Origin of the sequence: Flavobacterium anhuiense (assembly GCF_004151235.1) — a bacterium.
Lineage (GTDB): Bacteria > Bacteroidota > Bacteroidia > Flavobacteriales > Flavobacteriaceae > Flavobacterium > Flavobacterium anhuiense_A.
Map to the genome: position 1 here is coordinate 87,740 of NZ_JUIV01000018.1, position 16,375 is coordinate 104,114.

The window sequence follows — 16,375 nt, forward strand, 5'->3', positions numbered from 1 at the left end:
AAGCTTTTGTAGTTTATATTTTTTTTGTTCTTAAATTTTAAAAGTAATTACTGGTTTTATAGCATGATTTACCAAACCTTCACTTATACTGCCATTGAAGAAGTGTGCAAAACCAGTTCTGCCATGTGTGCACATTCCAATAACATCTGCGTCTATTTTGTTGGAGAAATTTATAATTCCTTTTTCGATATTGGTGTCGTTGTAAATTTGGGTGGTGTAATTGGAGATATCAAATTCTTCTATAAAATCATTCATTGCTTCCTCGCTAATATGAGTTGGTTTAAAACTGTTAGGTGTGCAAATGGTGACTAAGTGCAATTTTGAATCAAATAGTTTGGTGAAATTTAAGAGTTTTTCGAATGGTTTTTTTGCTTCGTCTGAAAAATCAGAGGCAAAAACAATGTTTGCGGCATTAAAATTTGGAATGTTTTTCTTGATGACTAAAACAGGAATTTCAGAGTTTCTAACTACTTTTTCTGTATTTGAGCCTATTAGTAGTTCTTCAACACCAGAAGATCCGTGGGATCCCATGACAATTAGATCAATGTCGTAATCTTTGCTAATTTGAGTGATACCGTGTATAGGTTTGTCCATTTTTACGATTTCAGTTACCGGAATTCCTTCTAGGTAGTCTCTAGAGGCAACTTCGTCTAGTGTTTCGTTTGCTTTTTTCATAAAAAGCATCGTTTCAGGAATGCTGGTTCCGCCCATTATTGCGTCGTTTGACTGCTGTGGTAATTCAAGCATATGAAGAAGAATGAGTTCAGAATTGTTCTTTTTAGCAATTTGAGCGGCAACTTTTAAAGCGTCTTCTGCATGTTCTGAGAAGTCGGTAGGTACTAAAATTCGTTTCATGATTTTGAGGGTTAAAAATTATGAATAATTCGCGTTTTTAATGCTATATAAAGATAAGAAATTATTTTAGAGCAATCAATTTATTTGATTTATAAAAAAAACACTATATTTGCACTGTTATTTATTAAAATCTAAATAATGAGGGGACTAAGTGTCCCCTCTTTTTATAAAATTATGACATTTAAAGAAAAAGTAAACGGATTAATTACGGAAGCTCTTCTGGAAAAGCCATCAGTCTTTTTGGTTGATTTGGCTGTTTCGGATTCTTTTAAAATTAGTGTCGGTTTAGACGGAGATAATGGAGTGGCGCTGCAAGATTGTATTGATATTAGTCGTGCAATCGAGAATAATCTTGATCGTGAAGAGCAGGATTTTTCGCTTGAAGTAGCATCAGTTGGAGTAGGAACTCCTCTTAAAATGATAAGACAATACAAAAAAAATGTTGGTAGAACGTTGATTGTTACCACAAATACAGAAAAAATAGAAGCAGAATTGGTAGAAGCTAATGATGTTTTCATAATTTTGTCTTGGAAAGCAAGAGAACCGAAAAAAGTAGGAAAAGGAAAAGAAACAGTTCAAAAAGAGCAACAAATACCTTATACAGAAATTAAAGAGGCAGTTGTTACGGTAACATTTTAATTTTAATTAAAAAATTCGCATGGAAAATTTAGCATTAATCGATTCATTCTCAGAGTTTAAAGATAATAAACTTATTGATCGTGTAACGCTTATGGCAATTTTAGAGGACGTATTTAGAAATGCATTAAAGAAAAAATACGGTTCAGATGAAAATTTCGATATCATTATAAACCCTGATAAAGGTGATATGGAAATTTGGAGAAGAAGAGTAATTGTTGCTGATGAGGATCTTGATTTTGAAAATGAGGAAATTACATTGACTGAAGCAAGAAAAATTGAAGCGGATTTTGAAATTGGAGAAGAAGTTTCTGAAGAAGTAAAATTGATTGATTTAGGAAGAAGAGCTATCTTAGCGCTTCGTCAGAATCTAATATCTAAAATTCACGAACACGATAATACAAACTTATACAAACAGTTTAAAGACATTATCGGTGATATTTATACAGCTGAAGTACACCACGTGCGTCCAAGAGTAGTTATCTTGGTTGATGATGAAGGAAATGAGATTGTACTTCCAAAAGAAAAACAAATTCCATCAGATTTCTTCCGTAAAGGAGATAATGTTCGTGGAATTATTGAAAGCGTAGAATTAAAAGGAAACAAACCTCAGATTATTATGTCTAGAACTTCAGAGAAGTTTTTAGAAAAATTATTTGAGCAAGAAATTCCAGAAGTTTTCGACGGATTAATTACAGTGAAAAATGTAGTTCGTATTCCAGGTGAAAAAGCAAAAGTAGCGGTAGATTCTTATGATGATAGAATTGATCCAGTTGGAGCTTGTGTCGGAATGAAAGGTTCTCGTATTCATGGAATTGTTCGCGAATTAGGAAATGAAAATATTGATGTAATCAATTATACAAACAATATTCAATTATTTATAACAAGAGCTTTAAGCCCTGCCAAAGTTTCTTCTATCAAAATTGATGAAGATAACAAAAGAGCTGAAGTGTTCTTGAAATTAGAAGAGGTTTCTAAAGCAATTGGTAGAGGTGGTCACAATATCAAATTAGCTGGTCAATTGACAGGTTATGAGTTAGATGTTATTCGTGAAGGAGATGTTGCCGGTACTGTTGCAGATGAAGACGATGTTGAATTAACAGAGTTCTCAGATGAGATCGAAGAATGGGTAATTGAAGAGTTTGCAAAAATCGGTTTAGATACTGCAAAAAGTATCTTGAAACACGACGTAGAAGATTTAGTAAGAAGAACAGACTTAGAAGAGGAAACAATTCTAGATGTTATGAAGATACTAAAAGAAGAGTTTGATAATTAAGCAATAGCTTACATCTGCTCTAACAACACAACGAAAAAGGTAATAATAAAAAGGTTATATGTCTGAAGAGAGAGTAATAAGAATAAACAAGGTTTTAAGGGAATTAAATATTTCGTTAGAAAGAGCTGTAGATTATCTAAAAGATAAGGGAATTGCTATTGATGCAAATCCAAATGCAAAAATTTCTGATAGCGAATTTAATATCCTTCAAAGCCAATTTGCGGGCGATAAGGGGAACAAGGAGGCTTCTAAAGAGGTTGGAGAAGAAAAAAGAAAAGAAAAAGAAGCATTACGTGTAGAGCGTGAGAAAGAAATTGAAGACAAACGCAGACAAGAAGAAGAGCGTCAAAAACAGCAAGAAATAATTAAAGCAAGAGCAGTTGTTTCGGGACCTGTACAAGTTGGTAAAATTGACTTGAATCCAAAAAAGCCTGCGATTACTCCTTCTGAGGAAACAGCTAAAGCTGAAGAGCCAAAAGTTGTTGCTGCTCAAGTGCAGCCAGAAAAACCTGTTCAAAATGAAACAGTAAAATCTGAACCAGTTGTTTCAACTCCTGTTTCTGAAACGAAAAAAGAAGAACCTATTATTACGGAGAAAAAAGAAGTTAAAGCAGAATCTAAAGTTGCTCAGGAGCCAATCGTGTCTACTGATCCAATGACTTCGGAGGAGACTATTACTACTCAATATCAAAAGCTTACAGGAACAACTCTTACGGGTCAGACAATTGATTTGTCTCAATTTAATAAACCTAAGAAAAAGAAAGAAGATCCTAAAGCGGCTCAGAATAAACCTGGAGCTCCTGGAGTTGGAAATAATAATAACGCAAATAAAAACAAGCGTAAAAGAATTGGTCCAAAACCGGGTACGCCTGGTGCGCCAAAAGCTGCAACAGGAAATGCGCCTGGAACACCAAATCCAAATAATAAACCTGCTCAAGGTAACAATGGCGGAGGCTTTAATGCTAACAGAAGCCAAAGACCAGGTTTTGTAAAAGGAAACCGTCCTGCAATTGTGGCTAAAGTTGAGCCAACAGAAGAAGAAGTAAAAAACCAAATTAGAGAAACTCTTGAAAAACTTCAAGGTAAAGGAGGAAAATCTAAAGCGGCTAAATATAGAAGAGATAAAAGAGAAACACACCGTCAGAAATCTGATGATGAGCAAAGAGCTCTTGACGAAGGAAGTAAAACGATTAAAGTTACGGAATTCGTTACTGTAGGTGAAATTGCAATCATGATGGATGTGCCGATTACTAAAGTAATTGGAACTTGTATGTCTCTTGGTATCATGGTTACCATGAACCAGCGTCTAGATGCTGAAACATTAACTATTGTGGCAGATGAATTTGGTTACGATGTTGAATTCATTACAGTAGATATTGAAGAAGCAATAGAAGTTGTAGAAGATAGAGAAGAAGACTTAGTGACAAGGGCGCCAATTGTGACAGTAATGGGTCACGTTGACCACGGTAAAACATCTTTACTAGATTATATTCGTAAAGAAAATGTTATCGCTGGTGAGTCTGGAGGTATTACTCAGCACATTGGAGCGTATGGAGTTACTTTGGATAACGGACAAAAAATAGCATTCTTAGATACTCCGGGTCACGAGGCGTTTACAGCGATGCGTGCACGTGGAGCCCAAGTTACAGATATTGCAATTATCGTAGTTGCGGCGGATGATGATATCATGCCACAAACAAAAGAGGCAATTTCTCACGCGCAAGCTGCGGGAGTGCCAATTATATTTGCAATCAATAAAATTGATAAACCAAATGCTAACGTTGATAAAATTAAAGAGCGTTTGGCTGGTATGAATTTACTTGTTGAAGATTGGGGTGGAAAAATTCAATCACATGATATTTCTGCAAAAGTCGGAACAGGGGTTAAAGAATTATTGGAGAAAGTTTTATTAGAAGCAGAGATTTTAGATCTTAAAGCAAATCCAAATAAAGCGGCTCAGGGAACTGTTGTTGAGGCTTATTTAGATAAAGGAAAAGGATATGTTTCTACAATTTTAGTACAGCAAGGTACTTTGAAAATTGGAGATTATATGCTTGCTGGTAAGCATCATGGTAAAGTTAAAGCGATGCATGATGAAAGAGGACATACTGTTTTATCTGCTGGTCCTTCAACTCCAGTATCAGTTTTAGGTTTAGACGGAGCGCCAACTGCAGGTGATAAGTTTAATGTATTTGAAGACGAAAAAGAAGCAAAACAAATTGCATCTAAACGTTCTCAATTAATGCGTGAGCAGTCTGTTCGTACTCAAAGACATATTACACTTGACGAAATTGGACGTCGTATCGCTCTTGGTCAGTTTAAAGAATTGAACGTAATCCTTAAAGGAGACGTGGATGGTTCTGTTGAAGCATTATCAGATTCGTTCTCTAAACTTTCTACAGAAGAAGTTCAAATTAATATTATCCATAAAGGTGTTGGTGCAATTACAGAAACCGATGTTAACTTGGCTTCTGCATCAGATGCAATCATTATCGGATTTAACGTTCGTCCTGCAGGAAATGCAAGACAGCTTGCCGATAAAGAAGAAATTGATATCCGTTACTATTCTATTATTTATGCGGCAATCGATGACTTGAAAGATGCGATGGAAGGAATGTTAGCGCCAGAGATGAAAGAAGAAGTTTTAGGTAATGCTGAAATTCGTGAGATTTTCAAAATTTCTAAAGTGGGTTCAATTGCTGGATGTATGGTGACTGATGGTAAAATCTTGAGAACTTCTAAAATTAGAGTTATTAGAGATGGAGTTGTGGTTCATACAGGAGAGTTAGTTGCCTTGAAACGTTTCAAAGACGATGTGAAAGAAGTAACTAAAGGTTACGATTGTGGTATCCAAATAAAAGGATTTAATGATATCGAAATTAATGACGTCATCGAAGCTTACCATGAAGTAGCAATCAAAAAGAAATTGAAATAAAATTCAATGATATATTTAAAAGTCCCGATGAAAATTGGGACTTTTTTTGTTTTAAAATTATGATATTAATGAAATGTGGTGTTGGAAAATTAGTCATTGTAAATGTGTTTCATTTTATAATATGAAACATAAATGAGAGATTTAGCTGCAGTCTGGTTCGTAGAATGTTTGTTTCTTTGTGTAGTAATTTTCTTTTGTTTTTTGAAATAGGTCCAGGTGGGAAAATAGTTTGTTGAATAGAATATTTGTACTGATATGAGGATAAGAATAATTCATATTGTTAATATGATTTTTGGCAGACGTTTTAAATCAGATAATGCCATTAGTAATTTTACGAATGTTCAGCAGTTAAGGGAAATAATGCCTGCTTTGCTTGAGGGGTATTTGACTGAAGCAGAAATGCCAAATAGTCTTCTTTTGTTGTCACCTCCTCCGGAACAGAACTCGAGTCTTTTTGAGCTTGACTTAGAACGTGCCAAAAATGCTTTAGAATCCAAGGATAACGAACGTTTTTTGCAAGCAGCAAGAGATGCAGATTTGTCTTTTCCTTTTGCAGTTAAATCATTTGAACCAATTATAGGTATATCAATTAGTGAGTCAAAAACACCTAAGCTTTATATACTAATGCGCAGAGTTATGACAGATGCAGGATTGTCAACTTATGCGGCTAAAAATCACTATAAGCGTGAAAGGCCATTTATGGTTAATAATCAAAAGACTTGTACTCCGGATCAAGAAAATATTTTGTATAAAGTGGGTTCATTTCCTTCTGGTCATGCTGCTGTTGGTTGGGCGTGGTCATTGGTTTTAATTAAACTTTTTCCTGAAAAGGAGAAGGAGATTTTGGAACGTGGGCATGACTTTGGTGAAAGTCGAGTTATTTGTAATGCACATTGGGATAGTGATGTGAAAATGGGTAGAGTTATGGGGCAGGCGGCTGTAGATTGTCTTTGGGGTAATTCAAATTTTCTGGCTGATTGGGATGGTGTTAAAAAAGAAATACAGCAGATTTTAGATTCGAATTCAAAATAAAAGTCTAGTGATTTAAAATTAAGGGTATTGTTTTAAATTTTATATTATTTTTGGGTGTAAATAATATAGATATGAAAAGAGCTTTAATATATGCTACCTTGTTTTTTATAAGTTTTTCAACAGTATCTTTTTCGCAAGAGAGTGTTGAGAAACCTGCGCCGCCATCTGGAAATGCTTTAGTTGGAGATTATTATGGGGCGGATGTTTCAGAAGCTGTTTTAAATAAGGCAATTTCGGTTGACAAACTTGAAAGCAAATTAGGCAATGCTAAAAAGCTAGAAGCAATTGCGGTAAAAGGGGAAGTAACCGATGTTTGTGAGAAAAGGGGATGCTGGATAACTCTTAAAACAGAAGATGGTTCATCTTTCTTTGTGAAAATGAAAGATTACGCTTTTTTTTGTGCCTACTGCATTAAAAGGTAAAAATGTAGTTTTGGAAGGAAATGCTGAAAAGAAAGTAACATCGGTTGAAGAACTTAAGCATTATGCAAAAGATGCTAAAAAAACAAAGGCAGAAATAGATGCGATTAAAATGCCAAAAGAAGAAATACGTTTTTTAGCTAGTAGGATCAAGGTTGTGAACTAGATCTAGAAAAATTGTAAATCAATTGATTTAAACTTAAAAAAGATTTAATAAAAAAGCGAGATGGTAAATCTCGCTTTTTTTATTTCAATTTCAGATTATTTGCCAGGTTTAAGCAAGAAAACACTTTTGTATCTTTTTTTTATTTCTACTAAATTTTTTTCAGCTTCTATTCTGGTTTTGAAATTCCCGACAATTACCTTGTAATTTGGAGTGCTAAAAATGATAGTTCCGTCTATGTCTGAATTTTCTCTTTTGAAATCCGATAACGTTTTTTTTGCCTCGTCACTTTTGCCGCTAAAGATTTGGATTCTGTAAGTATCGTTTGTATTTATTGACGTGTTAATTTTGCGCTTCTCGTTTAATAATTGCTCAAATTTAGGATCTTGATTTAGTGTTAAATTTTGGTCTTGAGCATTAATATTGTGTGCAAAAGCAATCGTTGTAATTGTTAATAAAAGGCTTTTTGAAGGACTTAAAATTCTCATAATGTGATGGTTTTTATGCAAAAATACTATTTAAAGTTTGAGTGTAAAATTTTAATATTATTTAGAATTGATATAAATTGATAATTAAGACTATTTTAAGGTTTTGAGAATAGCTCATAAGTCGTATTTTTGTGCAAGTTTTAAAAGAGGGTATAGGTTTTTGCTGGATTTAGTACAGAAAAAATCATACCAAAAATTAGTAGACAATTATTTATACTATATGAAAAAGGTGGGTAACCATAATTCGATCTCAAGAAAATTGCTGCTTGGCTTATCGCTAACGTTAATTTTCTCCCTAACTTCATTTGCTCAAGATGCTGCTGCTCCGGCGGCGCCTGAGGCTGCTGCGGCTGCTCCAGCTGCAGGAGGCGGTGATCCAGTAAAAGGGAAGGAACTTTTTAATGCAAATTGCGCTGCATGTCACAAATTAGATGCTAAATCAACTGGTCCTGCTTTAAGGGGAGTTGCTTCTAAGCATGATATGGCTTGGATTTACAAGTGGGTGCATAACAGTTCTGACATGATTAAGTCAGGTGATCCTGTTGCTGTTAAACTTTTTGAGGAAAATAACAAAGCTGTTATGACTTCGTTTCCTCAATTGTCTGAAGGAGATATTGATAACATCATAGCGTATACTTCTGAGCCTAAAGCTGAACCTGCTGCGGCTGCGGGAGGTGCTGCAACTCCTCCTGGAACAAATGTTCAGGATGGTGCTATTTCAAATAACATTATTTTAGGAGCTCTTGCTCTTGTAATGGCTATTTTAGTTGTGATGTTGTTTATGGTAAACAAAGTTTTAACTAAAGTTGCAAATAAAAACGGTATTGAGATTGCTCCAAAAGAAGCAAGACTTCCAATTTGGAAAGCTTTCGCTAAAAATCAATTCTTGGTTTTAGTAACTGCAATCTTCTTGCTTTTGGCTAGTGGTTATTTTGTTTACGGATACTTAATGCAGGTAGGTGTAGATCAAAATTATGAGCCAATTCAGCCAATTCACTACTCTCACAAAATTCACGCTGGTGATAACGAAATCAATTGTAAATATTGCCACTCTGCTGCTCGTGTAAGTAAAACAGCTGGTATTCCTTCTTTAAATGTTTGTATGAACTGTCATAAAAACATTTCTGAGGTTGCTGAAACTACTGCTACTCCTGAGTACAGCAAAGCGTTCTACGATGCTCAAATCCAAAAATTATATGATGCTGTTGGATGGGATAAGACTAAACAAGCTTATACTGGAAAAACAATGCCTGTAAAATGGGTTCGTATTCACAACTTGCCTGACTTCGTTTACTTCAACCACTCTCAACACGTTTCTGTTGCTGGTATTGAATGTCAAACTTGTCATGGACCAGTTCAAGAATTTGAAATCATGAAGCAATATTCTAAATTAACAATGGGATGGTGTGTTGATTGCCATAGAAAAACTGATGTTAAGATGGAAGGTAATGCTTACTATGACAAAATTCATGCTGAACTTTCTAAAAAATACGGTGTAGAGAAATTAACTGCAGCGCAAATGGGAGGTTTAGAGTGTGGTAAATGCCACTATTAATCGATTTATTAAGATTTTAATATATATATACAATGTCATCAAACAAAAAATACTGGAAAAGTGTTGAGGAGCTAGAAAATAGCTCTATTGTTGAGGCGCTTAGAAATAACGAATTTGTTGAAGAAATTCCTACTGATGAGTTTTTAGGTAATGCTGAGGCTTTATCTACTTCAGGAACTTCACGTCGTGACTTTTTAAAGTACGTAGGGTTTAGTACGGCGGCTGTAACATTAGCTGCTTGCGAAGGTCCGGTTCACAAGTCTATCCCTTATGTATTACAACCAGAGCAAATCATTCCTGGTGTTGCAGATTACTATGCAACTACAGTTTTTGATGGATTTGATTTTGCGAATCTTTTGGTGAAAACTCGTGAGGGTCGTCCAATTAAAATTGAAAACAATACAATTGCTGGAGCTAAATTTTCTGCGAATGCTAGAATTCATGCATCTATCTTAGGTCTGTATGATAGCGCTCGTTTGAAAGAGCCAAAAGTAGACGGTCAAAATTCTTCTTGGTCAGTTGTTGATTTGAAAATCAAATCAAGTTTAGCAGATGCTAAAGCTAAAGGCGGTCAAGTAGTATTATTAACTAATACTTTAGCAAGTCCATCTACAGAAAAATTAATTGGCGAGTTTATTGCAAAAAATCCAAACGCTAAGCACGTTGTATATGATGCAGTTTCTTCATCTGAAGCTTTAGATGCTTTTGAAGCTGTTTATGGTCAAAGAGCTTTAGTTGATTACGATTTTTCAAAAGCTTCTTTAATCGTTTCTGTTGGAGCTGATTTCTTAGGAGACTGGCAAGGTGGAGGATATGATGCTGGATATGCACAAGGACGTATTCCTCAAAACGGAAAAATGTCTCGTCACTTTCAGTTTGAATCAAACATGACATTATCTGGAGCTGCTGCTGATAAGCGTGTTCCAATGACTGTAGCTGCTCAAAAGCAAGCTTTAGTTCAAATTTATAATATTGTTGTAGGTGCTTCTGTTCCTGTGACTTTAGAAGGAAACTTTAAAACTGAAGTAGTAAAAGCTGCACAACAGCTTAAAGCTGCTGGTTCAAAAGGAGTTTTAGTATCTGGAATTGAAGATAAAAATGCTCAATTATTAGTTTTAGCTATCAATCAAGTATTGGCTAGTGAAGCTTTTAGTACTGCTGGAGCAAGACAAATTAGAAAAGGTTCTAATGCTGCAGTTGCACAATTAATTAAAGATTTGAATGCAGGAAGTGTTCATACTTTAATTATGAGTGGAGTTAACCCAGTTTATACTTTAGCTGATTCAGCTTCTTTTGTATCTGGATTGAAAAAAGTTAAAACATCAGTTGCATTTTCATTAAAAGAAGATGAGACTGCATCAATTGTTTCAATTGCTGCGCCAGCTCCTCACTATTTAGAGTCTTGGGGAGATCTTGAGCTTACAAGCGGAACATATAGCTTAACTCAGCCTACAATTCGTCCTATCTTCAATACAAAACAATTTCAAGATGTTTTATTGTCAGTTAACGGTACTGCTGGTACTTATTATGACTATTTAAAAGCAAATTCTGGAGCTTATACTGCAGGTGCTTCTTGGAATAAAGTGTTGCACGATGGTGTTGCTGTTTTAGGAGCTTCAGCATTATCAGGAGGAGCTATTGATGCTGCTACTGCTGCAAATGCGGTTGCAAAATCTAAATCTGCTGGTGATTTTGAATTAGTATTATATACTAAAACAGGATTAGGAGATGGACAACATGCTAACAACCCATGGTTGCAAGAGTTTCCAGATCCAATCACAAGAGTTTCTTGGGATAACTATATAACAGTTTCTAATGCAGATGCTAAAAAACTTGGTTTGACTAACGAAATTGTTGCAAACGGAGGTTTAAATGGTAGTTATGCTACTATTACAGTAGACGGAACTAAATTGGAAAACGTTCCAGTTATTGTTCAGCCAGGTCAAGCAGTTGGGACTTTAGGTCTAGCTCTTGGTTACGGACGTAAAGCTGCTCTTAAAGAAGAAATGCAAGTAGGTTTAAACGCTTACGCTTTATATAAAGGTTTCAATAATGTTCAATCTGTGTCTATTGCAAAAGCTGGAGGAGTACACGAGTTTGCTTGTGTTCAAGGTCAGAAAACTTTAATGGGTAGAGGAGATATTATTAAAGAAACTACTTTAGAAATATTCAATACTAAAGATGCTGAACATTGGAATGAAAAACCAATGGTATCTTTAGATCACCAAGAGGTTGAGGCTACTACTGTAGATTTATGGGAATCATTTGATCGTACAACTGGTCACCACTTCAATCTTTCAATTGACTTAAATGCTTGTACTGGATGTGGAGCTTGTGTTATCGCTTGTCACGCTGAGAACAACGTTCCTGTTGTAGGTAAAGCAGAGGTAAGAAGAAGCCGTGATATGCACTGGTTACGTATCGATAGATACTATTCTTCTGAAAGTACTTTTGAAGGTGATAATGAAAGAAAAGAAGGAATTGCCGGTTTATCTAGTTCATTATCTACATTTAATGAAATGGAAAAAGCAGGAGATAATCCTCAAGTTGCATTCCAACCTGTAATGTGTCAACACTGTAACCACGCACCTTGTGAAACAGTTTGTCCTGTTGCTGCAACTTCTCACGGTCGTGAGGGGCAAAACCATATGGCTTACAACAGATGTGTTGGTACTCGTTACTGTGCAAACAACTGTCCATATAAAGTACGTCGTTTTAACTGGTTCTTATACAACAAAAACAGCGAGTTCGATTATCATATGAATGATGATTTAGGACGTATGGTTCTTAATCCAGACGTTAACGTACGTTCTCGTGGTGTTATGGAGAAATGTTCTATGTGTATCCAAATGACACAAGCAACTAAATTGAAAGCTAAAAACGAAGGCCGTCCAGTAAGAGATGGTGAATTCCAAACAGCTTGTTCTAGTGCTTGTTCTTCAGGAGCGATGATATTTGGTGATGTAAATGATAAAGAAAGTAAAGTGGCTAAATTAGCTGCTGATGAAAGATCATACCACTTATTAGAGCATGTAGGTACAAAACCTAATGTGGTTTACCATGTTAAAGTTAGAAATACTTAGTAAAATTATTAATTAAGAAACAATATAAAGGATTATGTCGTCTCACTACGAAGCACCCATTAGAAAACCTTTAGTTATAGGTGATAAATCTTATCACGATGTAACTGTAGATGTAGCTGCACCTGTTGAGGGGCCTGCAAACAAGCAATGGTGGATTGTATTTTCAATCGCATTAATAGCCTTCCTTTGGGGGTTAGGTTGTATAATTTACACCGTATCTACCGGTATCGGAACATGGGGATTAAATAAAACAGTTGGCTGGGCTTGGGATATTACTAACTTCGTTTGGTGGGTTGGTATTGGTCACGCTGGAACATTAATTTCTGCGGTATTATTACTTTTCCGTCAACGTTGGAGAATGGCCATTAACCGTTCTGCAGAAGCTATGACTATCTTCTCTGTAGTACAAGCAGGTTTATTTCCAATCATTCACATGGGACGTCCATGGTTAGCATACTGGGTATTACCTATTCCAAACCAATTTGGATCTTTATGGGTAAACTTTAACTCACCTTTACTTTGGGACGTATTCGCGATTTCAACGTATCTTTCAGTATCATTAGTTTTCTGGTGGACTGGTTTGTTACCTGACTTTGCAATGCTTCGTGATAGAGCAATTACTCCTTTTAATAAAAGAGTTTATTCTATCTTAAGTTTTGGATGGAGCGGTAGAGCAAAAGACTGGCAACGTTTTGAAGAGGTATCTTTAGTATTGGCTGGTTTAGCTACTCCACTTGTACTTTCTGTACACACAATTGTATCTATGGACTTTGCTACTTCTGTAATTCCTGGATGGCATACAACAATTTTCCCTCCATACTTCGTTGCAGGAGCGGTTTTCTCTGGATTCGCGATGGTAAACACATTGCTTATCATTATGAGAAAAGTATCTAACCTTGAAGCATACATCACATTACAGCATATCGAATTAATGAACATCATTATCATGATTACTGGATCTATCGTTGGTGTAGCTTACATCACTGAGTTATTCGTAGCTTGGTATTCAGGTGTAGAATATGAGCAATATGCATTCTTAAATAGAGCTACTGGACCTTACTGGTGGGCATATTGGTCAATGATGACATGTAACGTGTTCTCTCCTCAGTTCATGTGGTTCAAAAAATTAAGAACAAGTATCATGTTCTCATTCATCATTTCGATTGTAGTAAACATCGGTATGTGGTTTGAAAGATTTGTAATTATTGTTACTTCTTTACATAGAGATTACCTTCCATCTTCTTGGACAATGTTCTCACCAACATTTGTTGATATTGGAATTTTCATTGGAACAATTGGTTTCTTCTTTGTATTGTTTTTATTATACTCTAGAACATTCCCTGTAATTGCTCAGGCAGAGGTTAAAACAATTTTGAAAGGAACAGGAGATAATTATATTAGAGAAAGAGCAAACAGTAAAGATTCACATCATGAGTAATAAAGTTATATACGCCATTTATAATGACGATGACGTTTTGATGAATGCAGTAAAGAAAACTAGAGCTGCTCATCATCATATTGAAGAGGTTTTTACTCCATTCCCAGTTCACGGATTGGATAAAGCCATGGGATTAGCACCAACAAGATTAGCAATATGTGCTTTTTTATATGGATGTGTTGGTATTTCTGTTGCAACAACAATGATGGGATACATCATGATTCATGACTGGCCACAGGATATTGGAGGTAAACCAAGTTTTAGTTTTATCCAAAATATGCCATCTTTTGTGCCGATTATGTTTGAGATGACTGTGTTTTTTGCAGCTCACTTAATGGTAATTACTTTCTACATGAGAAGTAGATTATGGCCTTTTAAAGAAGCTGAAAACCCGGATGTAAGAACAACTGATGACCACTTTTTAATGGAGGTTGCTGTAAATGATAACGAAGCTGAATTAGTTTCTTTCTTTGAAGGAACTGGAGCTGTTGAAGTTAAAGTAATAGAAAAGAATTAATTGTAGCTATGAAAAGGATATATAAAATAACACTTTTAGTTGGTATAACTATTTTAGTTTCATCTTGCCACAATAATTCGGCACCGAACTATCAGTATTTCCCAAATATGTATGAGTCTGTTGCTTACGAGCCATATTCAGAAGCAAAAATATTTAAGGGAGGAAAAGAAGGACAGCTTCCTGTTGCAGGAACTATCAATAGAGGTTTTGAACCTTATGAATATGAAAATTCAACGGCTGGTTATGAATTAGCAAAAGCTAATTTAAAATCACCATTGACAGAAGAAGAGAAAAACTCTGGAAAAGGGAAAGAACTTTTCGAAATTTACTGTATTAGCTGCCATGGTGCTGCTGGTAACGGTAAAGGTAAATTGGTTGAAAGAGAAAAATTTCTTGGAGTACCTAGCTATAAAGACAGAGAGATCACTGAAGGAAGTATTTTTCATGTTGAGACTTATGGTTTAAATGCAATGGGTTCACATGCAAATCAATTAAGTGCTCACGAACGTTGGTTAGTTGCTGACTATGTTCTGAAACTAAAAAGCCAATTATAATTGTTGAACAAACTGATCGTAATAGATATGTATACATTTTCAAGTAAATTAAAAACTTTTTCTATCATCTTAATGGCCGTTGGTTTATTAGGAATTGGGTATGGTTTTTTAAGTGCACCAAAAGATATTCAAGAAGTTGAAAAAATACTAGCTGCAGATGAACATGGTTCACATGGTGCTGCACATGAAGAAAAAGCGGAGGCATCTCACAAAGAAGCAGGTCATCATGAAGCTGCTGAAGCTGGACATGACGCTCACAAAGGAGCTGCACATGCTGAAGTTTCTGGTGCAAATGAGCACGAAAAACATTTAGAGCACGTATTACACCAATTGCAAAATAAGCCTTGGTCTGCTGTATATGTAGCTTGTATTTTCTTTTTACTGCTTTCAATGGGAGTTTTAGCTTTTTATGCTATTCAACAAGTTGCTCAAGCAGGTTGGTCTCCAGTTTTGTTTAGAGTTATGCAAGGTATCACAGCTTATTTACCAGCTGGTTCTGTTATCTTCTTTATCATCTTAGTTTTATGCGGATTGCACTTCAACCATATCTTTGTTTGGTTAGGCGAGGGGGTAACAGATCCTAAAAACGCTAATTATGATGCTATTATTGCTGGAAAATCTGGGTATTTGAACTTTCCTTTCTGGATTGTAAGAGCTGCCATCTTTTTAGGGGGTTGGAATTTATACCGTTATTTTTCTAGAAAAAACTGTTTGGCTCAAGACGAAGCAAATGATGATCTTTACTACAAAAAGAACTTCAAAGCTTCTGCAGGATTCTTAGTATTTTTCATTGTATCTGAGTCTATTATGGCTTGGGATTGGATTATGTCATTTGACCCACACTGGTTTAGTACATTGTTTGCTTGGTATGTATTTGCTTCTTTCTTTGTAAGCGGTATTACAACTATTGCATTAGTAACAATTTATTTAAAATCAAAAGGATATTTAGAGTATGTAAATACAAGTCATATCCATGATTTAGCTAAGTTTATGTTTGGTATTAGTGTATTCTGGACTTATTTATGGTTCTCTCAATTCATGTTGATTTGGTATGCTAACATTCCAGAAGAGGTAACTTATTTTGTAACAAGAATTCAATTATATAACCTTCCTTTCTTTGGAGCGGTTGTTATGAACTTTGTTTTCCCATTATTAATATTAATCAATACTGACTTCAAACGTCTTAACTGGGTTGTTGTAATGGCAGGTATTGTAATATTATTAGGTCATTATGTTGATTTCTTTAATATGATTATGCCTGGTACAGTAGGAGACAAATGGTTTATTGGAGTTCCTGAAATTGCATCGATTCTTTTCTTCTTAGGTTTATTTATATTTGTTGTATTTACTGCATTAACTAAATCTCCTTTGCTTGCAAAAAGAAATCCTTTCATCGAAGAAAGTAAACATTTTCATTATTAATA

General features: G+C 35.2%; 12 protein-coding genes and 1 pseudogene. 11 read left to right on the plus strand and 2 right to left on the minus strand.

Going from position 1 to position 16,375, the window contains the following annotated elements; genetic code table 11:
- Positions 1-30: 30 nt before the first annotated feature.
- Positions 31-855 carry a universal stress protein gene (locus tag NU08_RS18280; protein WP_129748542.1) on the minus strand — a complete coding sequence of 275 codons (825 nt, stop codon included), beginning with the start codon at positions 853-855 and terminating at the stop codon, positions 31-33.
- A 174-nt stretch (positions 856-1,029) separates the two neighbouring features.
- On the opposite strand from NU08_RS18280, the gene rimP reads away from it, so the two are divergent.
- From rimP to NU08_RS18305, 5 genes and pseudogenes are all read left to right on the plus strand, one after another.
- On the plus strand, positions 1,030-1,494 hold the full coding sequence (gene rimP / locus NU08_RS18285; RefSeq protein WP_162536295.1) for a ribosome assembly cofactor RimP: 465 nt from the start codon (positions 1,030-1,032) through the stop codon (positions 1,492-1,494).
- 19 nt (positions 1,495-1,513) lie between these two features.
- Positions 1,514-2,767 (plus strand): transcription termination factor NusA, encoded by a 1,254-nt coding sequence (gene nusA / locus NU08_RS18290; protein WP_095927936.1) that lies wholly within the window; start codon positions 1,514-1,516, stop codon positions 2,765-2,767.
- Positions 2,768-2,825: 58 nt separating this feature from the next.
- Positions 2,826-5,702, plus strand: a complete 2,877-nt coding sequence (gene infB, locus NU08_RS18295) for a translation initiation factor IF-2 (RefSeq protein ID WP_129748543.1) — start codon at positions 2,826-2,828, stop codon at positions 5,700-5,702.
- A 255-nt stretch (positions 5,703-5,957) separates the two neighbouring features.
- Entirely contained in the window at positions 5,958-6,734 is a 777-nt protein-coding gene (locus tag NU08_RS18300; protein WP_129748544.1) for an acid phosphatase, read from the plus strand.
- A gap of 71 nt (positions 6,735-6,805) precedes the next feature.
- Positions 6,806-7,319 (plus strand): annotated as a pseudogene (locus NU08_RS18305) (DUF4920 domain-containing protein).
- A gap of 95 nt (positions 7,320-7,414) precedes the next feature.
- Here the strand turns inward: NU08_RS18305 and NU08_RS18310 are convergent.
- Positions 7,415-7,804: an SPOR domain-containing protein gene (locus NU08_RS18310; protein WP_129748545.1), complete on the minus strand. Its 390-nt coding sequence runs from the start codon at positions 7,802-7,804 to the stop codon at positions 7,415-7,417.
- Between the two features lie 220 nt (positions 7,805-8,024).
- On the opposite strand from NU08_RS18310, the gene NU08_RS18315 reads away from it, so the two are divergent.
- Genes NU08_RS18315 through NU08_RS18340 form a run of 6 tightly spaced genes read left to right on the plus strand, consistent with a single transcriptional unit; the run spans position 8,025 to position 16,373 of the window.
- A complete protein-coding gene (locus NU08_RS18315; RefSeq protein WP_129748554.1) occupies positions 8,025-9,359 on the plus strand; it encodes a c-type cytochrome in 1,335 nt (444 codons plus the stop codon).
- A 32-nt stretch (positions 9,360-9,391) separates the two neighbouring features.
- Positions 9,392-12,442, plus strand: coding sequence for a TAT-variant-translocated molybdopterin oxidoreductase (locus NU08_RS18320; protein ID WP_129748546.1), 3,051 nt, complete (start codon positions 9,392-9,394; stop codon positions 12,440-12,442).
- Between the two features lie 34 nt (positions 12,443-12,476).
- A complete protein-coding gene (gene nrfD, locus NU08_RS18325) occupies positions 12,477-13,880 on the plus strand; it encodes an NrfD/PsrC family molybdoenzyme membrane anchor subunit (protein ID WP_129748547.1) in 1,404 nt (467 codons plus the stop codon).
- Entirely contained in the window at positions 13,873-14,397 is a 525-nt protein-coding gene (locus NU08_RS18330) for a DUF3341 domain-containing protein (RefSeq protein ID WP_008466841.1), read from the plus strand. Before nrfD ends, NU08_RS18330 begins: the two co-directional genes overlap by 8 nt.
- Positions 14,398-14,405: 8 nt before the next feature.
- Positions 14,406-14,951, plus strand: a complete 546-nt coding sequence (locus NU08_RS18335; protein ID WP_129748548.1) for a c-type cytochrome — start codon at positions 14,406-14,408, stop codon at positions 14,949-14,951.
- A gap of 27 nt (positions 14,952-14,978) precedes the next feature.
- A complete protein-coding gene (locus tag NU08_RS18340; RefSeq protein WP_129748549.1) occupies positions 14,979-16,373 on the plus strand; it encodes a quinol:cytochrome C oxidoreductase in 1,395 nt (464 codons plus the stop codon).
- The last annotated feature ends 2 nt before the right edge of the window (positions 16,374-16,375 follow it).

What these genes read in the sequence shown, in the direction of transcription:
- NU08_RS18280 (WP_129748542.1), bottom strand. Translation starts at nt 855, where the DNA reads ATGAAACGAATTTTAGTACCTACCGACTTCTCAGAACATGCAGAAGAC.
- rimP (WP_162536295.1), top strand. Translation starts at nt 1,030, where the DNA reads ATGACATTTAAAGAAAAAGTAAACGGATTAATTACGGAAGCTCTTCTG.
- nusA (WP_095927936.1), top strand. Translation starts at nt 1,514, where the DNA reads ATGGAAAATTTAGCATTAATCGATTCATTCTCAGAGTTTAAAGATAAT.
- infB (WP_129748543.1), top strand. Translation starts at nt 2,826, where the DNA reads ATGTCTGAAGAGAGAGTAATAAGAATAAACAAGGTTTTAAGGGAATTA.
- NU08_RS18300 (WP_129748544.1), top strand. Translation starts at nt 5,958, where the DNA reads ATGAGGATAAGAATAATTCATATTGTTAATATGATTTTTGGCAGACGT.
- NU08_RS18310 (WP_129748545.1), bottom strand. Translation starts at nt 7,804, where the DNA reads ATGAGAATTTTAAGTCCTTCAAAAAGCCTTTTATTAACAATTACAACG.
- NU08_RS18315 (WP_129748554.1), top strand. Translation starts at nt 8,025, where the DNA reads ATGAAAAAGGTGGGTAACCATAATTCGATCTCAAGAAAATTGCTGCTT.
- NU08_RS18320 (WP_129748546.1), top strand. Translation starts at nt 9,392, where the DNA reads ATGTCATCAAACAAAAAATACTGGAAAAGTGTTGAGGAGCTAGAAAAT.
- nrfD (WP_129748547.1), top strand. Translation starts at nt 12,477, where the DNA reads ATGTCGTCTCACTACGAAGCACCCATTAGAAAACCTTTAGTTATAGGT.
- NU08_RS18330 (WP_008466841.1), top strand. Translation starts at nt 13,873, where the DNA reads ATGAGTAATAAAGTTATATACGCCATTTATAATGACGATGACGTTTTG.
- NU08_RS18335 (WP_129748548.1), top strand. Translation starts at nt 14,406, where the DNA reads ATGAAAAGGATATATAAAATAACACTTTTAGTTGGTATAACTATTTTA.
- NU08_RS18340 (WP_129748549.1), top strand. Translation starts at nt 14,979, where the DNA reads ATGTATACATTTTCAAGTAAATTAAAAACTTTTTCTATCATCTTAATG.